20 protein-coding genes are annotated in these 24,063 nt (G+C 60.5%); 9 read left to right on the top strand and 11 right to left on the bottom strand.

Translation table 11 applies throughout. The features are described 5' to 3' along the window. Position 1: 1 nt before the first annotated feature. From HZ993_RS00590 to HZ993_RS00575, 4 genes are read left to right on the top strand one after another with little or no spacing between them, the layout of a single operon-like run. The gene (locus HZ993_RS00590; protein WP_209395345.1) at positions 2-1,624 is read left to right on the top strand and encodes a HAMP domain-containing sensor histidine kinase; all 1,623 of its coding nucleotides are present in this window, start codon (positions 2-4) and stop codon (positions 1,622-1,624) included. A gap of 8 nt (positions 1,625-1,632) precedes the next feature. Beyond that, the gene (locus HZ993_RS00585; protein ID WP_209395344.1) at positions 1,633-2,013 is read left to right on the top strand and encodes a response regulator; all 381 of its coding nucleotides are present in this window, start codon (positions 1,633-1,635) and stop codon (positions 2,011-2,013) included. Further along, entirely contained in the window at positions 2,010-3,755 is a 1,746-nt protein-coding gene (locus HZ993_RS00580) for a bifunctional diguanylate cyclase/phosphodiesterase (RefSeq protein WP_209395343.1), read from the top strand. Before HZ993_RS00585 ends, HZ993_RS00580 begins: the two co-directional genes overlap by 4 nt. Positions 3,756-3,775: 20 nt before the next feature. Further along, the gene (locus HZ993_RS00575; protein ID WP_209395342.1) at positions 3,776-4,183 is read left to right on the top strand and encodes a response regulator; all 408 of its coding nucleotides are present in this window, start codon (positions 3,776-3,778) and stop codon (positions 4,181-4,183) included. An 84-nt stretch (positions 4,184-4,267) separates the two neighbouring features. Here the strand turns inward: HZ993_RS00575 and HZ993_RS00570 are convergent, their stop codons facing one another. After that, the gene (locus HZ993_RS00570) at positions 4,268-7,579 is read right to left on the bottom strand and encodes an ATP-binding protein (RefSeq protein ID WP_209395341.1); all 3,312 of its coding nucleotides are present in this window, start codon (positions 7,577-7,579) and stop codon (positions 4,268-4,270) included. Positions 7,580-7,678: 99 nt separating this feature from the next. Here HZ993_RS00570 and HZ993_RS00565 point away from each other — a divergent pair, with 99 nt between their 5' ends. Continuing rightward, a complete protein-coding gene (locus HZ993_RS00565) occupies positions 7,679-8,449 on the top strand; it encodes an exodeoxyribonuclease III (protein ID WP_209395340.1) in 771 nt (256 codons plus the stop codon). Between the two features lie 50 nt (positions 8,450-8,499). On the opposite strand, the gene ald is transcribed toward HZ993_RS00565, so the two are convergent. The 10 genes from ald to HZ993_RS00515 all read right to left on the bottom strand — a co-directional run bounded on the left by ald (position 8,500) and on the right by HZ993_RS00515 (position 19,465). Next, complete coding sequence (ald, locus tag HZ993_RS00560; protein WP_209395339.1) at positions 8,500-9,615, bottom strand: alanine dehydrogenase; 1,116 nt, start codon at positions 9,613-9,615, stop codon at positions 8,500-8,502. Positions 9,616-9,806: 191 nt separating this feature from the next. After that, positions 9,807-11,321, bottom strand: a complete 1,515-nt coding sequence (gene ntrC, locus HZ993_RS00555) for a nitrogen regulation protein NR(I) (protein ID WP_209395338.1) — start codon at positions 11,319-11,321, stop codon at positions 9,807-9,809. 22 nt (positions 11,322-11,343) lie between these two features. Next, the gene (gene glnL, locus HZ993_RS00550) at positions 11,344-12,402 is read right to left on the bottom strand and encodes a nitrogen regulation protein NR(II) (protein ID WP_209395337.1); all 1,059 of its coding nucleotides are present in this window, start codon (positions 12,400-12,402) and stop codon (positions 11,344-11,346) included. A 5-nt stretch (positions 12,403-12,407) separates the two neighbouring features. Further along, complete coding sequence (locus HZ993_RS00545; protein ID WP_209395336.1) at positions 12,408-12,917, bottom strand: hypothetical protein; 510 nt, start codon at positions 12,915-12,917, stop codon at positions 12,408-12,410. Between the two features lie 197 nt (positions 12,918-13,114). After that, entirely contained in the window at positions 13,115-14,530 is a 1,416-nt protein-coding gene (glnA, locus tag HZ993_RS00540) for a type I glutamate--ammonia ligase (RefSeq protein ID WP_209395335.1), read from the bottom strand. A 235-nt stretch (positions 14,531-14,765) separates the two neighbouring features. Further along, a complete protein-coding gene (locus tag HZ993_RS00535) occupies positions 14,766-15,644 on the bottom strand; it encodes an EI24 domain-containing protein (RefSeq protein ID WP_209395334.1) in 879 nt (292 codons plus the stop codon). A gap of 117 nt (positions 15,645-15,761) precedes the next feature. Continuing rightward, entirely contained in the window at positions 15,762-16,718 is a 957-nt protein-coding gene (locus tag HZ993_RS00530; protein ID WP_245213767.1) for a sterol desaturase family protein, read from the bottom strand. 39 nt (positions 16,719-16,757) lie between these two features. Next, on the bottom strand, positions 16,758-17,564 hold the full coding sequence (locus tag HZ993_RS00525; RefSeq protein ID WP_209395333.1) for a polysaccharide deacetylase family protein: 807 nt from the start codon (positions 17,562-17,564) through the stop codon (positions 16,758-16,760). After that, entirely contained in the window at positions 17,548-18,513 is a 966-nt protein-coding gene (locus HZ993_RS00520; protein ID WP_209398195.1) for a YncE family protein, read from the bottom strand. Before HZ993_RS00520 ends, HZ993_RS00525 begins: the two co-directional genes overlap by 17 nt. Positions 18,514-18,703: 190 nt before the next feature. Next, a complete protein-coding gene (locus tag HZ993_RS00515) occupies positions 18,704-19,465 on the bottom strand; it encodes a pseudouridine synthase (RefSeq protein ID WP_209395332.1) in 762 nt (253 codons plus the stop codon). 145 nt (positions 19,466-19,610) lie between these two features. On the opposite strand from HZ993_RS00515, the gene HZ993_RS00510 reads away from it, so the two are divergent. From HZ993_RS00510 to HZ993_RS00495, 4 genes are all read left to right on the top strand, one after another. Next, on the top strand, positions 19,611-20,324 hold the full coding sequence (locus tag HZ993_RS00510) for a DUF2726 domain-containing protein (protein ID WP_209395331.1): 714 nt from the start codon (positions 19,611-19,613) through the stop codon (positions 20,322-20,324). A gap of 164 nt (positions 20,325-20,488) precedes the next feature. After that, a complete protein-coding gene (locus HZ993_RS00505) occupies positions 20,489-22,060 on the top strand; it encodes an ABC transporter substrate-binding protein (protein WP_209395330.1) in 1,572 nt (523 codons plus the stop codon). A gap of 63 nt (positions 22,061-22,123) precedes the next feature. After that, positions 22,124-23,104: an ABC transporter permease gene (locus HZ993_RS00500; RefSeq protein ID WP_209395329.1), complete on the top strand. Its 981-nt coding sequence runs from the start codon at positions 22,124-22,126 to the stop codon at positions 23,102-23,104. Positions 23,105-23,145: 41 nt separating this feature from the next. Further along, entirely contained in the window at positions 23,146-24,057 is a 912-nt protein-coding gene (locus HZ993_RS00495) for an ABC transporter permease (protein ID WP_209395328.1), read from the top strand. Positions 24,058-24,063: the final 6 nt, after the last annotated feature.

The raw sequence follows: 24,063 nt of genomic DNA, 5'->3' as shown, positions 1-24,063 counted from the left end.
CGTGGACACCCCGGTGGGCGCCGGTGTGATCGACACCCAACGTGTGCCGGTGAGTTATGCACTGGCCGCCGCAGCCGGTTTTTTTGTGCTGCTGGCGGGCAAGAATTTTGTTGACCGCGAATACATTACAGGCGGCCTGTGCGTGATCGCCATGGTGGTGGCACTGGCCTATGCGCAGGCCATCTACCGCGCCCGCCCACGGCCCATGTCGGACACGGTGCTCACCGCCATCGCTGTGTGTGTATTGACCGTGACCATTGACCGACGTGGATTGGTGGGTGTTTTGTGGACACCGCCCTTGATGCTGATGCTGCACCTGGTGGCCAACAAGTGGGCGTCGGCCACCTTTGATGCAGCCGCCGTGCTGATTGCCGTGGTCATGACCTACTACCAGTTTGACGGGGTCACGGCCTTTCGGGTGGGCGCCATCCTGTGCATCAGTGGTGCTTTTGCGCACATTTATGCACGCATCATGGCGTCCCACCAGGCGCGGCAGGAGGAACAACGCCAACACCTGGACCTGATGGTGCGGTGTGCCAACGTGGGTGGTCTGGAGTGGGATGCCCAGTCGCGCACCATGCACCCGTCCGCACGTTTGCTGGACATGCTGGGCAACCCTTCAGGCGCCAGCCAGCCCGGTTGGGACATACTGGAGTGTGTTCACCCGGACGACCGCCAGCGCATGGTTGACGACTTTTTCAGCCTGGTACACAGCCGTGCCCAGCCGGGTGAGGTGCGGCAGACCCGGGCCCACAGTTTTCGCCTGGTGACCGTGCAAGGGCAAACCCTGTGGGTGCATGCAGAGGCCATAGCCGTGGGGTCGGCCGATGGCAGCACACAGAAATTCATAGCCACGTTTTTGGACGTCACCCAGCTGCGCGCCGCTCAAGCTGACACCCTGGCCGCCCTCCACCGGCAAAAGGAGCTCAACGACTTGCGCGCACGTTTTGTCGCCATGGCAAGCCACGAGTTCCGCACGCCGCTGGCCACCATTCTGTCGTCCGCCCAGTTGATCAAGCAATACCAGGACAGGCTGGCGGCGCAGGACCGGGAAGAGCTGTTGCAAAGTGTAGAGACTGGCGTGCAGCGCATGACCGCCATGCTGGACCGCATTCTGCTGATCAACAAAGCCGACGCCCAGATGCTGGAGTTTGAGCCCGAGCGGCTGGATGTCATTGCCCTATGTCACGCCATTGTGGATGAAGTGGAGCAACAGTCTGGCAACCCACAGCCCGGCGTCGACCGCCAATTTGCGCTGGCAGACCCCATGGGCGACTACGACCCCAAACTGCTGCGCCACATACTGGGCAATCTGTTGTCCAACGCCATCAAATACTCCGCGGGGCATGGGCAAGTTGTTTTCAGGGCCCACAGTGAGGCCGGCAGCACCGTGTTCGAGGTGCAGGACCAGGGTATTGGTATTCCGGCCAGCGACCTGCCCGAACTGTTTGAACCCTTCCACAGGGGCAGCAATGTGGCAGACATCAAGGGCACCGGCCTGGGCTTGACCATCGTAAAAAAATCGGTAGAAATGCACGGCGGTGACATACGCGTGCAGAGCGAACTTGGGCACGGTACCTGCTTTCGTGTCACACTGGCATCCACTCCTTCATCCACTGTTTGAGGCTGTACATGGCACGCATACTGGTCATAGACGACGAAGCCCCGATTCGGGAGAATTTGGTGCGATTTTTGGCCCTGGAAGGACACCAGGTCTTGCAGGCTGTGGATGGGCGTTTGGGCCTGGAAGCCATACGTGCACACAAACCCGACTTCATTTTTTGCGATGTCATGATGCCCCACATGGACGGCTTTGAAGTCCTGGCCGCAACCCATGCCGACCCTGCATTGCGCGGCATACCCTTTGTCTTCTTGTCGGCCAGCGCCGAGCCCGAAAAACTGGAGGCGGCCTTGCAGCAAGGCGCTACCGGCTACGTAACCAAACCCTTTAACCTGGCCAACCTGCGCCAGTTGCTGGCAACCCAGCTAGCCCACCTTCCCCCCGCCGTATGAGCCATCGCATTGTTATCGCCGAAGACGAAGCCGATATTCGCGCCAACCTGACCCGCCTGCTGACGCTGGAGGACTACGAGGTCTGGGCCGCACCCAATGGCCGTGAGGCCCTGCAACTGGTGCGCCAACACCTGCCCGACATTGTGCTCAGCGATGTGATGATGCCCGAGATGACCGGGCACCAGCTGGTGCAGGCACTGCGCGCCGACCCGCTCACGGCCCATATCCCCACCGTGTTACTCACTGCCAAGGCCGACCGCAGCGATGTGCGCGAAGGCATGAACCTGGGCGCAGACGACTACCTGACCAAACCCTTCCAGCGCGACGAACTGCTGGACTGCATACGCGCCCAGCTGGAAAAGGCAGCCGCACTCCAACTGGCAGCACGCCAACTGGCCAGCCAGGCACATCAGATGGCCCACTTTGATGCCATCACCAGCCTGCCCAACCGAAGCCATTTGCTGCTGCTGTTGGGCCAGGCACTCAAAGAACAAAAGGGCCCTGGCCCCGCCCTATGGGTGATTGGCCTGGACAGCCTGCCGCAAATGGCACAGATCATGGGCGTAGGCCTGCTGGACGACGCGGTGCGCCAGATGGCGCAACGCCTGAGCCTGCTGGCCAATGCATCCGAGCACCTGTCCGACAGCCGTTACACCGTCGGGCGATTGGGTGAAGACCGCCTGGCGCTGCTGGTGCCCAACTGGCCCGCGGGCCGCCCGCTGGATGCACTGGCACTGTCTTTGTTGGACGCCATGTCCGCCGCCATCACGCTGGAAGGCCAGGAGCAGTTTCCGGTGGTATCGATTGGTGCGTGTGCCCAGGCCATGGACGGCGAGCGCCCCGACGCCATGTTGGCGCGGTTGGACATTGCATTGGCCGCCGCACGCGCACGCTCGGCCCAGCGCATAGTGGTGCATGAGCCCTCCTCCACGTCCGACCTGTCGGCCACCTTCCGCCTGCACAACGACCTGCACCGCGCCGTGGAGCGCCAGGAGCTGCAGGCCTTTTTCCAGCCGCAGGTGATGGCACAGAACAGCCGGCTGATCGGTTTTGAGGCCCTGATGCGCTGGCGCCACCCCGAGCTGGGCCTGGTCTCACCGGTGCGCTTCATACCCATCGCCGAAGACAACGGCCAGATCGTCCCCATGGGCGCCTGGGTCTTGCAAGAGGCCTGCAAACAGGCCGTGTTGTGGCAAGCCCATATGCCTGCAGAGACAGCCCCCCTGCGGGTAGCGGTCAACCTGTCACTGCGCCAGTTCAGCGACCCCCTGTTGCTGCACCATGTTCGCACCGTGCTGGAGAACACGGGCCTGAACGCGGCCCAACTGGAGCTGGAGATCACCGAAAGCACAGCCATGCTTGACCTGCAGCACACGCTGGAGGTGCTCAAGCAGCTCAAGGCATTGGGCCTGAAGCTGGCGATTGACGATTTTGGTACCGGTTACTCCAGCCTGGCCTACCTGAAGCGTTTTCCGCTGGACGTGCTGAAGGTAGACCAGTCTTTTGTGCGCCAACTGTGCACCAACCGCGAAGACCAGGCCATTGCAGGGGCCGTGATCAACCTGGCCCACAGCCTGGGGCTGGATGTGATTGCCGAAGGCGTGGAGACCGAAGATCAACACCGGCTGCTGCGCGACATGGGATGTGACCAGATCCAGGGTTACCTGCATGGCAAACCCATGCCGGGGGACGATGTGGCGCAGTGGTTGCAAAATCGCGACCATGGGGCTGTATTTCCGTAAAGCGCAGCAAGGGGCATGCATTGATACAACCTGCCAAAGCCAAAATCCTGGTCGTGGAAGACCTGAACGAAATGCGCGACATTTTGCGTCGCCTGTTGGGCGTACTGGGTTTTGCCAACGTGTCCACGGTGACCAATGGGGCTGAGGCCTGGGAACAGCTCAATATCCACAACTTTGACCTGGTCCTGTGCGACTGGAACATGCCCAAGATGTCGGGCCGTGAGTTGCTGGAAAAAGTGCGCTCCACGCCGGCCTTGCACCACCTGCCCTTCATCATGATCACGGGGGAAAACGCCTCGGACATGGTCAGGAACGCCATTGCCGGTGGTGTGACGGACTTCATCGTCAAACCTTTTACTGGCGCACTGCTGGAGCACCGTGTGAAACAGGCTCTGGAGCATGCGCGGCCCGCGCCCAAGGTTATGTGACCACCACGGTCGCCCACTGCGTGTGGCTCCCTGCCCCCCGAGGGGGCCGCGTTTCACCTTGGGGCGGCCCGGCGGTGAAACCTCCTACGCTGGGATGCGCGGCAGGGTCACCGTAAAGACCGTGCCCTGACCCAGGGCGCTGCGCACCTCCAGGCTGCCGCCATGCAGGTCCACGGACCGTTTGACAATGGCCAGGCCCAGACCCGTGCCCACAATATTGCCCACGTTGGCTGCGCGGTGAAAGGTCTCAAACAGCCGCGGCAAATCAGCCTCCGGGATACCAATGCCCTGGTCACGCACCTGGAAGGTAAACGCCTCATCACCAGCGTCCACGTCAAAAGCCACCGTGCCGCCACCGGGCGAATATTTGATGGCGTTGGACAACAAATTGCCAAAGATGTGGCGCATCAGTTTTTCATCAAAACTGGCGTGTAAGGCATCGCCACGTATCGACAGGTCTAGCGTGTGCCGCAGCGGCCCCGCACCGGACAGTTCAGCGCGCTGCTCCTGCACCATGGCCTGGCACAAAGTGTCCAGCGCCATCGGCAGGGGTTTGAATTCCATGCGTTCTTCTTCGTCCTTGCCAATGACCAGAATGTCTTCCAGCATCTTGGTCATACGTTTGACGGCCAGCGCAATGGAGCCAAACAGCTCGGTGCGCTCGTGCTCTGGTAGCCGCGCATAGTAGTGGGACAACAGGTCCGTGGACGAGAGAATTGTGGCCAGGGGTGTGCGGAACTCGTGCGACGCCATGGACACAAATCGCGACTTCAGCTGGTTGAGCTCCTTCTGCTTCTCCAGTGAAGTCCTAATCTCCTCTTCGGCCTGCCTGCGCTGGGTGATGTCGCGTATGAAGGCACAAAACTCAAACTTCTCGGGGTCATTCAGCGAAACACGGGTAATGGCCAGTTCGATCGGAAACTCACGCCCACTTTCGTGCATGGCGGTGATCTCGATGCGGCGGTCGATCACCTTGGATGCACCGCCCTGCATGTAGCGCGCCATGCCCCGCAAGTGGGCATCTCTGTGCTGCTCAGGAATGATGGTCTGGTGCAACGCACGCCCAATGGCCTGCTCGGGCGTCCAGCCAAAAATCAGGTGGGCCTGCGAGTTCCATCCGACGATGGTGCCGGTCGCATCCACCCGGACCACAGCATCCAGCGCCGTATCCACAATGCCTTGCAGTTTTTGCTGGCTTTCGGCCAGCATGTCCAGCGTGGCCCGCATCTCGTAGGTGCGCTGCGCAATACGGGCTTCCAGGTCGTTGTTCAGTGCCTGGAGTTCATTGTCAATTCGCTCGCGCTCGGCAATGTCCTGCACCAACTGCACCTGCGTTTGCAGCAGCTCGGCATTGGCCTGGTCTGCACGCTGCTGGGCCTCGGCCGCCGCCGCATAGGCCGATGCATTGTCCAGCGCAATAGCGCCGTACGCGCACAGTGTGTGGAAGATGGAGCGCTCGCGCTCGCCATAGACCTGTGGGTTGGGCGACTGTATGGTCATTACACCCAACAAACGGTCCCCCACCATCAGCGGTGCGTAGAGCAGGCTGCGGGTGGGCAAGGTGCCCGGAATCCAGCTGCTGGTGACCTTGCCCAGCGGGACCTCGACCAGCACCTCCTTGCGTTCACGGGCGCAGCGTGCCGACACGGCGGTGGGGCTGTCCAGCGCCACACGGGACAGCGGCAGCGGCACACCCGCCTCGATACCAAAGGCCATTTTGAGAAACGGCGCCTGGGCTTCCATCAGGTAGATGGCAAAGGCCGTGGCATCCAGCAACTGGTGTACGTGGCGGTGCAGTGCTTCAAAGACCGCGGCAGCGTCCAGGCTGGCGGTGATCTCGCGCCCGATGGTGCCCAGGGTCTCCAGCGTGGCGGCCGTGTCCTTGAGCGTTGCGGCCAGTTTGCGGTGGTGCTCGGTGTCGGCCCTGGCCTGCTCGACCTGCTGACGCACCTGCAGGGCCAAGGCGCGTTTTTGCGCCTCCAGACGCCGCGAGCGGTTGCGCGCGGCGCTGGCTGCCAGCGCATGTTTATAGGCCGCAGCGTAGTCGCCGGCCGCCGCGTGGGCTGCGGCGACCTCCTCCATCAGTTCAGGGGACACATCGTATCCGCCGATGGCGCTAGCAATGTCGAGCGCTTGCTCCAGGTAGTGCAGCGCCATCCGAGACGCCGACAACACGCCTGCAGCGTCCAGCTTGTGCTCCAGGTGCATCTGGGCAAAGATGCGCAGGATCTGGATCTGTCCCTCGGCATGACCTTGTTGACGGGCCAAGGCCAGTGCGGCTTCGGCCTTGCCATAGCCTTCTTTCACCCGCCCGAGGCGAAACAGCGCGCTGGCCTGCCCGCGCCAGGCCTTGATGGCCAGGTCCGGTTCGATTTGGGTGCGGCCATGCTCTTCCAGTTTTGTAAACCACTCCAGCCCGGCGGCGTAGTCCCCCACATCCAGCGCCAACTGGCCCAGATTGCCCAGACCCAGCTCGTAATTGCGCGACCCGGCCTGAGCGCCCATCAGCGCCAGGGCCTCTTGCAGGTACTGGCGGGACTCGTCATGCCGGCCCAGCAAACGCATGGCATCGCCCAGCTGCATCAAGCAAAAACCGATGCTGGCCGGCCATGTGGTCTTGCGCGCCAACACCAGGGCTTTTTCGCTCCACTCCAGAGCGGCATCCAGGTCCCCCAGCGTGGCGAAGGATTCACCGGCATTGGTCACACACACCAAAGCCTGGCGGACTTGCCCGCTGTCCAGCGCGGAGTGGTAGGCCACCAGGTCGTGTTTGATGGAGCCGCCGGGGTTGTTTGTCAAACCGGCCACATTGGCCCGCGCTGCCGATACCCAGGCCAGCACGGCCACCGGCAGCTCCTGCTCCGGCGGAAACTGGCGCTGCAGCTCGGCGGCAGTGGCCACCGGCTCCCGAAACGAGGCATTGACCAGCATGCGTGCGGCCACCGCCGACAGACGCACCGGGTCACCGGCCTGTTGGTATGCCTCGGCAGCCTGGGCCAGGCATGCAGCAACCTGCAGGCTATTGCCCCGGTCCACACAAATGGAGGCCTGCAGCCAATAGGCATCCCCCGTGCCCAACGCATCTTGCAGACGGGTGAACTCTGCAGTGGCAGCCGTTGCCATTTCCTGTGCAAGAACACCATCACCCAACAACAGTTTGATTTCTGCGCGTAGCAACTGGATGCGTGCCATAAGCAGAGATTGGGCCTGCGCGGACAAGCCGGACGGGGGCAGCAGCCCCTCGGCCTGCAGGGCCAGGGCCAGGGCCCGCTGGCAGTCACGCTGGCGCAGGTGCCAGGCACAGGCGACGGTCAATTCCAGGCTGGCATCGCCATGCGCCAGGGTCCACCCGTGCTCCAGAGCGGCCAAGTCCTCGTTAACTATAAAAAGTTCCATCGCCAGACAGTGATTGCACAGGCTTTCCATCATACAGACGACTTCTGCGGTACCCTCACGCGTTTCGCAAACACCTGCATCAGAAAGATCCGCGCGACCATGAAACTAGCCACCTGGAATGTCAACTCCCTGAGCGTGCGCCTGCCCCAGGTGCTGGACTGGCTGCAGGCCAACCCGGTGGACGTGCTGGCGCTGCAAGAACTCAAGATGACGGACGACAAGTTTCCAGCAGCAGCTTTCAGCGACGCGGGCTACCACGCGCAGTGGTTTGGCCAGAAGACCTACAACGGCGTGGCCCTGCTCTCCCGCACACCGGCCAGTGACATCGTTAAAAACATCCCCGGTTTTGACGACGACATGGCCCGCGTGATCACCGGCACCGTGCAAGGTGTGCGTGTGGTCGGCGCCTATTTCCCCAATGGCCAGGAACCGGGGAGCGACAAGTTCGAATACAAGATGGAGTGGCTCAAAAGCCTGCGCCAGTGGATCAAGGCCGAGCTGGAGCTACACCCCAAGCTGGTGCTGATGGGCGACTACAACATCACCTTCGACGACCTGGACGTGTGGGACCCCATTGGCCTGCATGAAACGATCCACTGCACTGAAGAGGAGCGTTACCACCTGCGCGCCCTGGTCGCACTGGGCTTGCATGACAGCCACCGCCTGTTTGACCAGCCGCCCAAAAGTTATTCCTGGTGGGACTACCGCAATGCCGGCTACACACGCAACCGCGGCCTGCGCATTGACCACATCCTGGTCAGCCAGGCGCTCAAACCTGCCGTACTGGCCTGCGCCATCGACAAACTGCCCCGCAAGAACGAACGCCCCAGCGACCACGCCCCCGTTGTGTTAACACTGGATTTGCTATAATTTAAATAGCAATACAATTACCAAACGCGGGGGCTAGCGTCGTATTTCGCTTAAGCCAGCATGGTTTCGGCACTGGTAAAGCCCAGACCCAGATCGCGGGCGACGGCTTCGTAGGTCACCTTGCCCAAGCAAACATTCAGACCATTGCGCAGGTGCACGCTGTCGCGCAACGCCCCGCGCCAACCCTTGTTCGCCAAGGCAACGGCATGGCCTATGGTGGCGTTGTTCAGCGCAAAGGTGGAGGTGCGCGCCACCGCGCCCGGCATATTGGCCACACAGTAGTGCACCACACCATCGACCACAAAGGTTGGCTGGGCGTGCGTAGTGGCGCGGGATGTCTCGAAACAGCCACCTTGGTCGATCGCCACGTCCACCACCACCGCACCTTTCTTCATGCGTGCAATGTGGTCACGCGTTACCAGCTTGGGAGCCGCGGCACCGGGCACCAGCACACCACCAATCACCAGGTCGGCGTCCAGCACGGCTTCCTCGATGCTGGACGCGGTGGAGTACAGCGTGCTGATGCGGTTGCCAAACACCAGGTCCAGCTGGCGCAGGCGGTCCACGTTTTTGTCGATGACCGTCACCCGTGCGCCCAGGCCCACGGCCATTTGCAAGGCGTTGGTACCCACCACACCTGCACCGAGGATGACCACATGGCCAGGCGCCACACCTGGCACACCACCGAGTAGCAGGCCGCGCCCGCCATGCTCCTTCTGCAAATGGGTGGCGCCAGCCTGGATGGCCATTCGCCCGGCCACCTCGCTCATGGGGGCCAGCAGGGGCAAGCCGCCGTTGGAGCCGGTAATGGTTTCGTAGGCAATACAAATGGCGCCAGACTTGATCAAAGCCGCCGTCTGCTCTGGGTCTGGCGCCAGATGCAGGTAGGTGTAGAGAATCTGGCCGGCGCGCAACATGGCGCATTCGGCCGCTTGCGGCTCCTTGACCTTGACCACCATGTCGGCACGCGCAAATATGTCGGAGGCCGTGGCCACAATTTCTGCGCCGGCTGCGGCGTACAGCGCGTCGTCCAGCCCAATCGCCGTGCCCGCATAGGCCTGCACCAAAACCTGGTGGCCGTGGGACACCAGCTCGCGCACACTGGCCGGCGTCAGGCCGACGCGGTACTCGTTGTTCTTGATTTCCTTAGGGACTCCGATACGCATGACGATCTCCTGTTGTTATGGAATGAATCGCCATTGTGCGCAGGAATGGAAAAAACAGTAGCTCTATGCATTCAATGCGTGCAGCATTAAGCAACCTAATAAACCACCCAAAGACCGGCGTACCGGTCATAAAAAATCCGCTATGGATTAGATAGCGGATCTCTGAATACCGACGGGGGCTAAGGGTCGATTTACTCCAACCCCAGTTCCTGGATCTTGCGGGTGATGGTGTTGCGGCCAATGCCCAGTTTTTGCGCCGCTTCGATGCGCCGGCCCTTGGTGTTGGCCAGGGCCGCCAGAATCAGCCGCGACTCGAACCGGTGGGTCAGCACATCCCACACATCGGCCTTGCCGGCGCTGAGCAGCGTGATGGCCTCGGCCTCCAGCTCCGACTCCCAACCTGCCAACCCACCCACCAACACCGGCGTAAAGCCGGCAACCGGGGCGGCCAGGTGGGATGCCAGCGGGGGAACTGCGTCTGCCACACCCGGCAAGCCCGTGCGGACCGGAGCGGCTGCGCTTTCGCTAGCGGATTCCGGCGGTCGGGCGCCAACCTCGGGCGGCAGATCCTTGGCCTCCACCATCTGGGCCGGTGCCATGACGGTCAGCCAGTGGCAGATGTTTTCCAGCTGGCGCACATTGCCCGGAAAGTTGAAGCCCTCCAGCCAGGCCAGGGCCGCGTCCGATATGCGCTTGGGCTCCACACCCAGCTGCTGGGCACTCTGCTGCAGAAAATGCCGCGTCAACACGGAGATGTCTTCCTTGCGCTCACGCAGCGCCGGCAGGCGCAGGCGGATGACGTTCAGGCGGTGGAACAGGTCTTCGCGAAACCCACCTTCCTTGACCCGTTGCTCCAGGTCCTGGTGGGTGGCAGCAATCACCCGCACATTGGTCTTGACGGCACTGTGGCCGCCGACGCGGTAGAAGTGGCCGTCACTCAACACCCGCAACAAGCGCGTCTGCAACTCGAAGGGCATGTCGCCGATCTCATCCAGAAACAGCGTGCCACCGTCGGCCTGTTCGAAGCGACCCCGGCGCATGGTTTGGGCGCCGGTGAAGGCGCCGCGCTCATGGCCGAACAGCTCACTCTCCAGCAGGTCCTTGGGGATTGCTGCGGTGTTGATGGCCACAAAAGGGCCATTGGCACGGGGCGAATGTTTGTGCAGCGCACGGGCCACCAGTTCTTTGCCCGAGCCCGATTCGCCGGTGATCATGACCGTGACATTGCTCTGGCTCAGGCGGCCAATCGCACGGAACACATCCTGCATGGCCGGGGCCTGGCCCAGCATTTCGGGCGCTTCGCTCATGCGTTCTTCGGCCACTTCTTCGCGCTGGCTTTCTTCCACCGCACGGCGAATCAGCTCCACGGCCTTGGGCAGGTCAAAGGGCTTGGGCAGGTATTCGAAAGCACCGCCCTGGAAGGCACTCACGGCGCTGTCCAGATCCGAGAACGCGGTCATGATGATGACCGGCAAACCCGGGTGTTTGGCTTTTACTTTCTCCAGCAGTTCGAGACCCGAGCCCCCCGGCATACGGATGTCGCTCACCAATATCTGGGGACCTTCATCGTCGGCAGAGGTGTTGAGCGCCGCCAAGACATCACGCGAGTTTGAAAAACTGCGCGTGGGAAGGTGCTCGCGCAACAGCGCCTTTTCCAGTACGAAGCGTATGGACTGGTCATCATCTACTATCCAAATTGGCTTCATTGTTTTTGCGTCCCCTACAGTTTCAAGGTAACGGAATCAATATTTTGAAATCCGTACGGCCTGGCACGCTGTCAACCTCGATCAATCCATGGTGCTGTTGTACAAAGGTTTGCGCCAATGTCAGCCCCAGGCCAGAGCCACCTTCCCTGCCCGACACCAGCGGATAGAAAATGCGGTCCTTGATCGAATCTGGCACGCCAGGTCCGTTGTCGATGACATGCAATTCCAATGCCAACCGATACCGTTGTTTGCCAAAAGTTATTTGGCGCAGGACACGGGTCTTGAAAGTGAGGGTTGCATCGCCCGCCGCAATACGCTCGGCCAGTGCCTGGCAGGCGTTGTGCGCGATGTTGAGTACGGTCTGTATCAACTGTTCGTGGTCACCACGGAACTCGGGGATGGAGGTGTCGTAGTCCCGTATGACACGCAGGCCTTTGGGGAACTCGGCCAGTATCAGCGAGCGCACGCGTTCACACACTTCATGGATGTTGACGTCGCTCACCATGTGGGGTCTGCGGTGCGGCGCCAGCAGGCGGTCCACCAGACTTTGCAGGCGGTCGGCCTCGCGGATGATGACCTGGGTGTACTCGGTGAGCTCGGTGGACGCCATCTCCATTTCGAGCAATTGCGCTGCCCCCCGAATGCCGCCCAGCGGGTTCTTGATTTCGTGGGCCAGATTGCGGATCAACTCTTTGTTGGTCTGGGCCTGTTCGGCCAGGCGTTCTTCTCGGTCCTGGCGGGTTTGTTGCTCCAAGGGGACCATCTCGACGATGATGGATGCAACGGGCTCTGTCCAGGTGATGATGACGTGCACCGGCATGGGCTCACCGGCGCCACGTTTGAGGAAGGCGTCGTACCGCAGCACGGCAAAGGCATTCTCCCCCGCACCGCTCAGCGCGTTTTGCAGCAAAGAGGGTTCGGTAAATACGTCTGCCAGACAGGAGCCCACAATGGCGCGCCGCGAGATACCCAGCGCGTCCTCCAACGCAGAATTGGAAAAAACGACTTCGGCATTGGGGCAGACCACGGCCACCAGGGTGGCCAGCAGGTCAAATGACTGGTACTGGGTGGACGTGTCCAAATCGCTTATTTCAACGCGGAGCTGGACTGTGGTGCAGCCGATGGCACACGGCTGAGTTCGCGGCGAATGCCGTCGATATCACGCTCATTGCGGCTGATCTTGGCCTTGAGGTCGGCCACGCGGTCCAGATACTTCTGGTTGTTACGGGTCTCGGCACCCAGTTTTTCGGGCTCACCGTTGTTGAATTCCTTGAGCAGCTCTGCATGCAGGGCCTCTGCCCGTTTTAGCTCTGATTCCAGAATCAGGCGTGAATCCGAGTCCTTGGCGCGCTGTTCTCCCGCATCCACCCTTTGGCTGGGCTGGGTCGCTGCGGCCACACGTGTACCACCACCGCTGGGTTTTTGGGCCTGCACCACCGTGACATTGCCGCCGGAAATCAGCTTGCAGTGCTTGGCCTGTGCCTCGGGAACCGTGTTGGTGTATTCGTTGCCACACCGGTAGATACGGTCCTGGGCCCAGCTGGTGGAGCCACTGGCCGCAACCAACAAGGGAATCAGTAAAAGAGGAATATTCATTCTGTGTCCACGCAACAAAGTGCAGGGCTGGATAGTCAGTATGCGTCAAAAAACGCGAAAAACAAAATAACCGGCAGTCTAGCTGGACATTGGACACACTTCATAACAACAGGTTCCAAAGAAAAAGGACGGCGTGTGCCGTCCTTTTTTCGCGGTTGGGGGTAGGCGTTGTTCAACCAGCGCCTGCCCCAAGGGCATTACAGAGAGAAGTACATGTCGAATTCGACAGGGTGCACCGACATACGGTAACGCGTGACTTCGGTCATCTTCAGTTCGATGTAGGCATCGATCATGGAGTCGGTGAACACACCACCCTTGGTCAGGAACGCGCGGTCCTTGTCCAGATGCTCCAGCGCCTGGTCCAGGCTGTGGCACACGGTGGGTACCTTTGCATCTTCCTCGGGAGGCAGATGGTAGAGGTCCTTGGTGGCTGCTTCGCCGGGATGGATCTTGTTTTCCACGCCGTCCAAACCTGCCATCAGCAGGGCCGAGAAGCCCAGGTAGGGGTTCATCAGTGGATCGGGGAAGCGGGCTTCCACGCGACGGCCCTTGGGGTTGGCAACAAACGGGATGCGGATCGATGCAGAACGGTTCTTGGCCGAGTACGCCAGCTTGACCGGTGCTTCGAAGTGGGGAACCAGGCGCTTGTAGCTGTTGGTGCCGGGGTTGGTGATGGCGTTCAGGGCACGTGCGTGCTTGATGATGCCGCCGATGTAATACAGCGCAAAGTCGCTCAAACCAGCATAACCGTCGCCAGCAAACAGGTTCTTGCCGTCTTTCCACACGGACTGGTGCACGTGCATGCCGGAGCCGTTGTCGCCATGGTAGGGCTTGGGCATGAAGGTGGCGGTCTTGCCGTAGGCATTGGCCACGTTCTGGATCACATACTTCTGCAGCATGGTCCAGTCAGCGCGCTCAACCAGGGTGGAGAAACGTGTGCCGATTTCATTCTGGCCAGCGCCCGCCACTTCGTGGTGGAACACTTCGACCGGGATGCCCAGGGATTCGAGGATCAGGGACATCTCGGCGCGCATGTCTTGCGTGCTGTCAACCGGAGGAACGGGGAAGTAGCCGCCCTTGACGGTGGGACGGTGGCCACGGTTGCCGCCTTCGAGCTTGGAACCGGTGTTCCACGGTGCTTCGTACTCTTCGATTTCGTAGAAGGTGTTGCTGGGCTCGGTGCTCCAGCGCACGCCGTCAAACAAGAAGAATTCTGGCTCTGGGCCGAAGTAGGCTGTGTCGCCAATGCCGCTGGCCTTGAGGTAGGCTTCTGCGCGCTTGGCAATGGAACGGGGGTCGCGGTCATAGGCCTTGCCGTCCGATGGCTCCACCACATCACAGTTCATGATGATGGTGGTTTCTTCAAAGAAGGGGTCGATGTTGGCGGTATTGGGGTCCGGCATCAACAACATGTCGGAAGCTTCGATACCTTTCCAGCCGGCGATGGACGAGCCGTCGAATGCGTGGCCAGAGGAAAACTTGTCTTCGTCAAAATGGGAAACAGGTACCGTGGTGTGCTGCTGCTTGCCACGGGTATCGGTGAAACGGAAGTCAACAAACTTGACTTCGTTTTCTTTCACCATCTTCATCACGTCTGCGACGGTCTTGGCCATCAAATACTCCTGTTACAAAAAAAACGCACGGTTATTAAAGGTTTGCCCCATCCACAATGCAGCTTTTGTGCCAACCGCTGCCGGGGACCCCAATTTGGTAAAGCACTCTATTCTGCACCGATAAACCGGCTTTTCCGCCGTACGGCTGCAAAGTCAAAACCCGGTGGCAAAGACACACAAGCCCCATGCACCAAATTGGGATTTACCCACCGGGCACGCATTTGGTGCGCTTTTATCACTGCACCAATTTTGGGCTTTCTGCTGTTGGTGCAGCGTCGAGCAGGCGTGCACGCATATCGGGCGCCGGTGTATCCACACCCGCAGGGCGCCGCAGAATGTGCAAAAGTGCCAGGCAATAGTGCGCAAACCACAGCGATGAAAAGGCAAACACCAGGGTATAGATCCAGATCGCCATGGGCGCCAAGAATACAAACCAGGGCGGGAAGAAGGCCACCGACCCCCACACCAGACTGGGCGCCGCGCCCAGGTAACCCGACAACACACCCATACCCAGCAACTGGGGGCGGTACTGTTTCATGATGGTGTGGATTTCGTCCCGGCTGGCATGGGTGGCCAGGGCATCAAACGCCATGATCCGGTAGGTCAGCCAGCCCCAGATCAAGGGTGGCAATACCAGCACCAGCGGCGGCACAAACCACAGGGGGATAGAGACCAACAGCGCCAGCAAGGCCATCAGCACCGAGCCCAGAGACCACAGCACACTTTGCAGGAACGACGCCCCGTTGCGCTCCTCCAGGCCGGCAAACCGGCGCTGCGCCACCAGGCGCACGAGCACCGGTGTCATCAACAGGGCGACCACCAGCAGACAGAGGATGACGATGACGGGTGTCACCGTAAATATGACGATCAGCGGTGCCAGCACCGTCTTGATACGCCCCAGGCCCATGGTGTCGAGCCAGGCCCAGCCATGGTTGACAAAGGTGGAGGACTCCAGCACCAAGCGGACCTGGTCCATGGCATGGTCCCAAAACAGATAACCCGCGCCCACCGTCACCCCGATGACAAGCGCCAGGGGCAGCAAGGACAACAAGATTACCCGGGGCCGCAAGCAGTACAGCGCCGCACGCCAGAATGCGTCAACAAGCAGATTCATGCGCCAAGCATAACGCCCTTGGGGGCCGTTTCACCGCTGGGCCGCCCCGAGGTGAAACACGGCCCCCTCGGGGGGAAGCGACCCGCGCAAGCGGCGGAGCGTGGGGGCAAAAAAAACCTAGGCTTGGCCAACCAAGCGCTTCAGGCCTTGCCATTGCTGGCTCCAGAAGCCGCGGCCATAGTCCCTGCCCTGCTCCACCTGGTCGCGCACGCCGGTGGGGTCAAACCGGTACTCAAAATTGGCCGTGCCAAACAACATGTCCCACCAGGGCAGCAAAACACCAAAATTGGCTCCGCCCAGGGTGTTCTTGCCTTGGGACTCATGGCCAATTCCCACGGAATGGTGCAGTCGGTGAAACCGTGGGCTAACCCACAACCGCTCCCCGATACGGCCAAACCACAGCCGCAGGTTGGCGTGCTGAAAACTCTCGCTCAGTTGGGTAAACGCACTGATGGCCACAAACTGCCCCGGCGCCACACCCACCATTTGCGCCACCACCACCATCAGGGTGTCGCGCAGCAAATCGTCCAGCAGGTGGTTGCGGTTGTCGCTCCACATGGTCATTTGCCGCTGCGAATGGTGCAGTGCATGCAGGCGCCACCACCATTCAAACCGATGCTGGCCGCGGTGCACCCAATAGTTGAAAAAATCCAGAAACACCAGGTACAACACAAAACTGACCAGAGGAAGGTCCGTCACGCCGGGCCACAGGGCGTCCAGGTGGAAGGTCTCCCAGCCCGCCACGCGCAGGCGTCCCAACAACTCGTCAAACAAAGGCGCCGTGGAGAAAAACAGGGCCAAGCGGAACAAGCCCAGGCGGTGGATCACGGTGTAGAGCATGTCGGTGCGGATGGTGGCGCGGTCCACAATGGGCTCCACAGGTCGCCAGCGCTGCAGCGGCCCCACTACGGCAACCAGTACCGCTATCTGCAATAGCCCTACCAGCAACCACCCGGTGGCATCAAAGCCGTCTTCCAGCACACTGGCCAGGCCCAGCTCAAACATCAGCGGCTGCACCAGCGCCTCAAACAGCCACTGCTGCGCGCTGCTGAAAAGGTCTGTAAAAGAGTCCACAAAAGCGTTCACAACAAAGTCACCGGTTGGGCATGGAAGTCAAGGATTCTGCGCTGCAATCCAGCCGCTGTAGGCGGGATGTTCACGCAGGGTATGGAAACAAAAACCCCTGGCTTTGAGCCCGGTGATCAACGGCTCCAGCACGGCGGGGGCCCAAGGGTCTTTGCGGGACCAGATACCCAGGTGCGCCATCAGGATATCGCCACTGCGGATCGTGCGCAGGGCCTTGGTCAACAAGGCGTCGTTGCTGAAGCGTTCACTGGGCAACTCGTCCCCCAAAAATCCGGCCGGTGCCCAGCCCACATGGGCATAACCACAGGCCTTGGCGGCGGCCAACAATTGGGGCGAGGTTTTGCCCCCGGGTGCGCGAAACAGCGGCAGGGGCTTCTGGCCCGTGAGTTCCTGCAAGCGCTGGCTGGCCTGATTGATTTGGGCGCAGTACTGGGCAGCGGTCCACACCGACTCCTGCCCCTCCTGGGGGCCGGCCGACGGGCGCATCCGAAAACGCAGCGGCTCGCCCGGCAGGTCGGCACGCCAGTACACGTGGTCCCAGGTGTGGGAGGCAAAGGCGTGGCCCTCGGCGGCACGCGCTTTCCACCACGGCGCCCAATCGCGGCCCAGGCTGCCGTCGCCGGTCTTGGTGCGTTCGTTGGCGCCAAAGAAGGTGACCTTGACGTCCTGGCGCTTGAGCACCTCGGCGATCAAAGGCGCCACCTCCATATGGCCGGTGTCCAGTGTCAGGTACAGCGTTCGTTCACAGGATTTTTGGGCTATAGCCCCCGTCGATACTAGACCTATCGCTATTAAAAAAATAGCGAATCGTAGGTTGTCAGCGCCGCGCCACATGGTCCAGCGTCCAGACGCCGTGGGGTGATTTACCCACCTTGACCTGGCGCACCACCTTGCGGATTGTGGTGTCGATCACCGAGAGCTTGCCCGCCCAGCGCGACGTCACATAAATGAAGCGGCCGTCCGCCGTCACATCCATACAATCCGGTCCACTGGGTGCGGGGTAGGAGTCCACCACGCTCAGGTTCAAAAAGTCGATCTTGCTGATGGTGTTGGCCACCCGGTTGCTGACCAGCACATGGCGCTTGTCACCCATGGAGCGGAAGGCATGTGCGCCCTTGTCGGTCTTGATGTGTTGTTTGAACTTCGGGGTCGGCCCGCTCACGTCGTACACCTCCACACCGTCACCGCCGGTCAGGCCCACCAAGATGAACTTGTCGTCGGGTGTGCCAAACACATCGGCTGGCATGGCCCCGGTTTTGGTGCGCCACTTGATGGTTTGGGTGCTGATGTCGATCGCCACCAGCTCATCACTGTCCTGCATGGTGCAGAAAATGGTCTTGCTGGTGCTGTCGATCCAGATGTGGCTGGGTGTTTTTCCGGTGGCAACCCGTTTGGCCAGCACCATGTCGGTGCCATCCCAGCGGTAGATGTCCACATGGTTGAGGCGGTTGGCGGCGGTGACAAACCACTTCATGTCGGGCGAAAAGCTCAGCTGGTAGGGGTCCAGTATGCCGCGCACAGTGCGCTGGACTTCGGCGGTGGCGGGGTCGATAAAGGTCAGTGAGTCGCTCAGCGCATTGGCAATGATGATGGACTTCTGATCCGGCGTCAGGTACATGTGGTGCGGCTCTTTGCCGGTGGTGATGCGCTTGGTCTCCTTCCAGCTCACCGGGTCGATCACACTGATGGTGGCATCCAGCGAGTTCAGCACAAACACCGGTGGCTTGGCCTGTGCCAGGGCCGCGGTGGGCAAGGCGAGCACCCCACACAAGGCGGCCAACACGGCAGAACGGGGAAAAACAAGGGCTATGCGACGACGAACAGCGGAAAACAGGGGGGAAATAGACTTCACAGGCGATCACTTTTTGGGTAACCGCCGAGTTTATACGCCCAGCCCCTGCTTTCCCTGGGGAAACTGCCCTCTCGTGATCTGTATCAAGGCATAGTCGCCAAAAACCGGGCGAAGCCTCCGCTCAGACGCCTTTTACCGCCAGTTTTTGCAAATCATCCGCCCGCAACCAGCGCCATTGCCCCGTCGCCAGGTCTCCCAACTCCAGCGCACCGATGCGTGAGCGGTGCAAACCCTCCACCCGGTTGCCCACCGCGGCCAGCATACGTTTGACCTGGTGGTACTTGCCCTCGGTCAGGGTCAGGCGCAGGTGCAGGCGGGCGCCGTCGGCATCCACAATTTCGCACGCTGCGGCTTTCACGGGCTTGGGGTCGTCGTCCAGCACCACACCGGCCAGCAGGCGCTGCACCTGTTTGTCGTCCAGCGGGTGTTTGGCGGTCACTTCATACACCTTGGGGCTGTGTTTTTTGGGCGAACTCATCTGGTGGATGAACTGGCCGTCGTCGCTGAGCAGCAGAAGGCCGGTCGTGTCCTGGTCCAGCCGGCCCACGGCCTGCACACCCTGCACCGCGCTCTTTTGCGGGCGCAGGCGCAGCGGGGACGGCAGCAGGGTGTAGATGCTGGGGTAGGTGGACGGTTTTTGCGAACATTCGGTGCCGGCGGGCTTGTTCAGCAGCACATAGGCCTTCTCGAAATACTCCCAGTCCACGCCCTGAACCCGGAAGCGCAAACCAGTCGCTATAAATTCCATAGCGGAATCGGTAATGGTTACGGGGGCTACAGCCCCATTCTCCATATAGACCTGGACAAAACCCTGCTGTACCAGCCCCGCGCACACGCGCCGTGTGCCAAAACCCTGTGAATAAAGTATTTCCTGTAACTGCATGATGTCCCGTGGTAATTGCGGCCAATGGTAATCCGTTCGGACTAATGGCTGGCCGCAGGAAACAGATGCATTTGCTTACAAACCGCAGTAGACTGGTTTTACGAATACAAGCCACGCAGATGGCCCAACGCGCAGGGTGTGGACCATGTTGTTTTTTGCCTTATTTTTTCTCGCAGGCTTGGGTTTGGGCGCAGTCCTGCTCTACGGCTACCAGCGCCGGCAAGCCCGCGCACAACGCCGCATACCGCGGGATTGGCCATTGGCCGTGCGCCCGCTGGTCAACAACCGCGAAAAACTGGTCTGGGTCTGGCTGGCTAAGGTCATGTTTGACCAGCAAATCCTGGTCAAGCTGCCGGTCACCCGCTTTACGGCCCCCAAACACGGCACCGATGCAGCCCACTGGTACCACCTGCTCAACGGTGTGTACTGCACGTTTACCGTGTGCAGTATGGAGGGCCAGATCATCGGCTGCATCGATGTGCCCGGCCCGCAGGGCCTGTCCATGAGCAACCAGACGCTCAAGCACAACCTGCTGTCGCACTGCGGTATCCACTACCTGGTGGTGGACCCGACCAACCTGCCCCATCTGATCCAGATACGCACGGCCTTCCTGGGTGAACATGCGGCGCGCGGCACCGGGCAAAATAGCCAGCTGGAATCCCAGTTCCGGGATGTACGCGAAAACCTGCAGGCCATCGTGGACCGCAAGCGCCATGGCAAAAACAGTGCAATGGCGCAGTTGGACGCCGCCATGCCCAACACCTCTGAATACGCCGAAAGCCAGCAACTTGCGCCGGGCTGGGAACAAAACTCCTTCGTGACGCCGCTGGACAGCCGCTCCGCAGGGCTGGGCCGTTAGGCAGTCGCAGAACCTGCAAATCGCGACCCTAAAACACGCCTCCTGCACGAACGCAAGCAGGGAAAACCCGTGCAGATTTGCGAAGGGTTTTTCTATGCACAACATGCACTGTAGTGATTCGCTTTGTGCATAATTCTCGACTTTCATTCAAAGGATCTTTGTCCATGAAACTCAAGATACTCGCTCTGGCCGCTACCCTGGCATTTGGAGCAACCGCACTGCAGGCCAAAACATTCAAATGGTCCAGCGCCAGTGACATTGCAACCTGGGATATCCACTCTCAAAACAATGCACTTCAAAACGGTATCCATGCTGCCGTGTACGAAAGCTTTGTCTACTACAACAGCAAGACCTTCAAGCTGGAACCTGTGTTGGCAACTTCATGGAAAGAAATCAGCCCCACCCAGATGCGCTTCACTTTGCGCACTGGCGTTAAGTTTCATGATGGCAGCCCGCTAACAACCGACGACGCTGTGTTCTCCATCCAGCGCGCCATGATGCCCACCTCCAACTTCAGCCCCTACATCCAGGGCGTGGACAAAGTGGTCAAGGTCGATGACAAAACTTTCGACGTTTTCACCAAGACTCCCAACCCCGTGTTGCTCAACCAAATGACCGAACTGCGCGTCATGAGCAAGGCCTGGGCAGAGAAGAACAAGTCGGTGGCGCCCAAGGACATCAAGACACAAGAAGAAAACTTTGCACACCGCAATGCCATGGGCACTGGACCCTACATGCTCAAGGAATGGCTGCCTGACCAGAAGCTGGTGCTGACGCAAAACAAGGCGTGGTGGGGCAAGGCCGACACCAACGTGACCGAAATTGTCTACACCCCCGTCAAGGCGGTTGCAACCCGTATGGCTGCACTGCTGTCGGGTGAAGTGGATCTGGTGCTGGACCCCAGCCCGCAGGATCTGCCCCGCGTGCGTGCCAACCCCGAGCTGAAGGTCATGGATGGCGTGGAAAACCGCACCATTTTCTTCGGCATGGACCAGCACCGTGACGAGCTGGTGGGCAGCAACATCAAGGGCAAGAACCCCCTGAAGGATGTGCGCGTGCGCAAGGCCCTGTACCAGGCGATTGATGCAGACGCCATCACCCGCGTCACCATGCGTGGGCTGGGCCAAGCCACAGGTGCCATCGTGGCACCGCAGGTCACGGGCTGGACAGAAGCCGTGCACAAGCGCCACCCCTTTGACGTGGCAGCCGCCCAGAAGCTGCTGGCCGATGCCGGATACAAGGACGGTTTCGAGGTGGACTTTGCCTGCCCCAACAACCGCTACATCAATGACGAGCAGATCTGCCAGGCCGTCACCGCGATGTGGTCGCGTATCGGTGTAAAGGCCAAGCTGCGCACCCTGCCCCTGGTCACCTACTTCCCCATGATCCAGCGCAACGAAGCCAGCATCTACATGCTGGGCTGGGGTGTTCCTACCTTTGATGCCCTCTACAGCCTGCAATCCCTGGTGCGCTCCGTGGGCGCCGGTGGTGACGGCAACTACAACGTTGGCCGCTACAGCAACCCCCAGATGGATGCCCTGGTGGAACGTACCAAGAAAGAAACAGACCTGAAGCTGCGCACCGAACTGCTGACCAAAGCACTGCAGCTGCACAACGACGATGTTGCCAATATTCCATTGCACAACCAGGTCATTCCTTGGGCAATGAAGAAGAACATTCAGGTTGTTCACCGTGCCGACAACCGTCTGGACTGGCGCCTGATCCAAGTCAAGTAAACCGCTTCATCCAGCGCAACAGGGTCGCAGCAGCTTGCTGCGACCCTCATTTTTTTTGAACCTATGTTTGCATTCATAGTACGGCGCCTGGCGCAAGCGGCATTGGTGATGGTCACCGTTGCCCTGATTTCCTTCATGCTGTTCCAGTATGTAGGGGATCCTGTTGTATTCCTGCTGGGCCAGGACGCCACCCAAGAGCAAATTCGTGAGCTGCGCCAAGCCTTGGGCCTGGACCAGCCCTTTATTGTTCAGTTCTGGCACTTTTTGGCCAATGCGGCACAAGGCGAATTCGGTTTCAGTTTGCGCCAGGGCACCAAGGTCTCAGCGCTGATCGCAGAGCGTTTTCCGGCAACGCTGGAACTCGCGTTGGTGGCGGCTGTTCTCGCGCTGGCGGTCGGCATACCCATGGGGGTTTACGCTGCACTGCGCAGGGGCACTTTCCTCAGCCAAGTGTTCATGACGCTGTCGTTGGTCGGTGTTTCTTTGCCCACATTCCTGATCGGCATTCTGCTGATTCTGGTGTTTGCGGTGACCCTGGGCTGGTTCCCCAGTTTCGGTCGCGGTGAAGTGATGCGTATCGGCTGGTGGACCAGTGGTTTGCTGACTGCCAAAGGCTGGCACCACATTGTGTTGCCCGCTGTCACTCTGGCTATTTTTCAGCTCACGCTGATCATGCGGCTGGTGCGTGCAGAAATGCTGGAAGTGCTGCGCACGGACTACATCAAGTTTGCCCGTGCACGGGGTCTGACCACACGGGCCGTCCACTTCGGCCACGCGCTCAAGAACACGCTGGTGCCCGTCATGACGATCACCGGTCTCCAACTGGGCGGGCTCATTGCATTCGCCATCATCACCGAGACGGTGTTCCAGTGGCCGGGTATGGGTCTGTTGTTCATCCAGGCGGTCACGTTTGCCGACATCCCGGTGATGGCGGCTTACCTGTGCCTGATTGCGCTGATCTTTGTGGTGATTAACCTCATCGTGGACTTGTTGTACTTTGCCGTGGACCCACGCTTGCGCGTCGGCAAGTCCGGTAGCCATTGAACCCAACACTAACCACTTCTTCACCCCCGAGGAATATTGAATTGAAAACCTTGTTTAACCGATGGTGGCATGGTGATGTGGGCTACAGCTTTCGCACATCACCCACGGCCGTGTTCGCCGCGCTGATCGCGCTGATCTGTGTCGTCAGCGCACTGTTTGCGCCTTGGATTGCGCCCCACAACCCGTTTGATTTAACAACACTGCAACTGGACAATGCCCGGCTTCCACCCTCCTGGAGCCTGGGCGGAAAATCCGAGTACTTTCTAGGCACCGACGACCAGGGGCGCGACATCTTGTCCGCCATCATGTACGGTGCCCGCATCTCCCTGGCCGTGGGTCTGGCCTCTGTGGTGCTGTCGCTGTTGGTCGGCGTGAGCCTAGGCCTGATGGCTGGTTTCCTGGGAGGATGGGTGGATGGCTTGCTCATGCGCCTGTGTGATGTGATGTTGTCCTTCCCCGCCATTCTGGTGGCCCTGTTGATAGCGGGTGTGGGCCGAGCCCTGTTCCCTAACGCCCACGAGTCGCTCGCATTTGGTGTGCTGATTGTCTCCATCTCCTTAACCGGCTGGGTGCAATACGCGCGGACCGTGCGGGGCAGTACCCTGGTCGAGCGCAACAAAGAGTATGTGCAGGCAGCCCGTGTGACCGGGGTTGCGCCCCTGCGCATCATGCGCAAGCATGTATTGCCCAATGTTCTGGGGCCTGTATTGGTGTTGGCCACCATCCAGGTGGCCACAGCCATCATCACGGAGGCCACCCTGTCGTTCCTGGGTGTGGGCGCGCCGCCCACATCGCCTTCCCTGGGCACCCTGATCCGTGTTGGCAACGACTATCTGTTTTCAGGCGAGTGGTGGATCACGATTTTCCCCGGCGCCATGCTGGTCCTGATCGCCCTCAGCGTCAACTTGCTGGGCGACTGGCTGCGCGACGCCCTCAACCCCCGTTTGCGGTAACCCTTC

The organism is Rhodoferax sp. AJA081-3 (genome assembly GCF_017798165.1).
GTDB lineage: Bacteria > Pseudomonadota > Gammaproteobacteria > Burkholderiales > Burkholderiaceae_C > Allorhodoferax.
The sequence above is the reverse complement of the archived record's forward strand: the minus strand, read 5'-3'. Positions and strand labels throughout refer to the sequence as shown.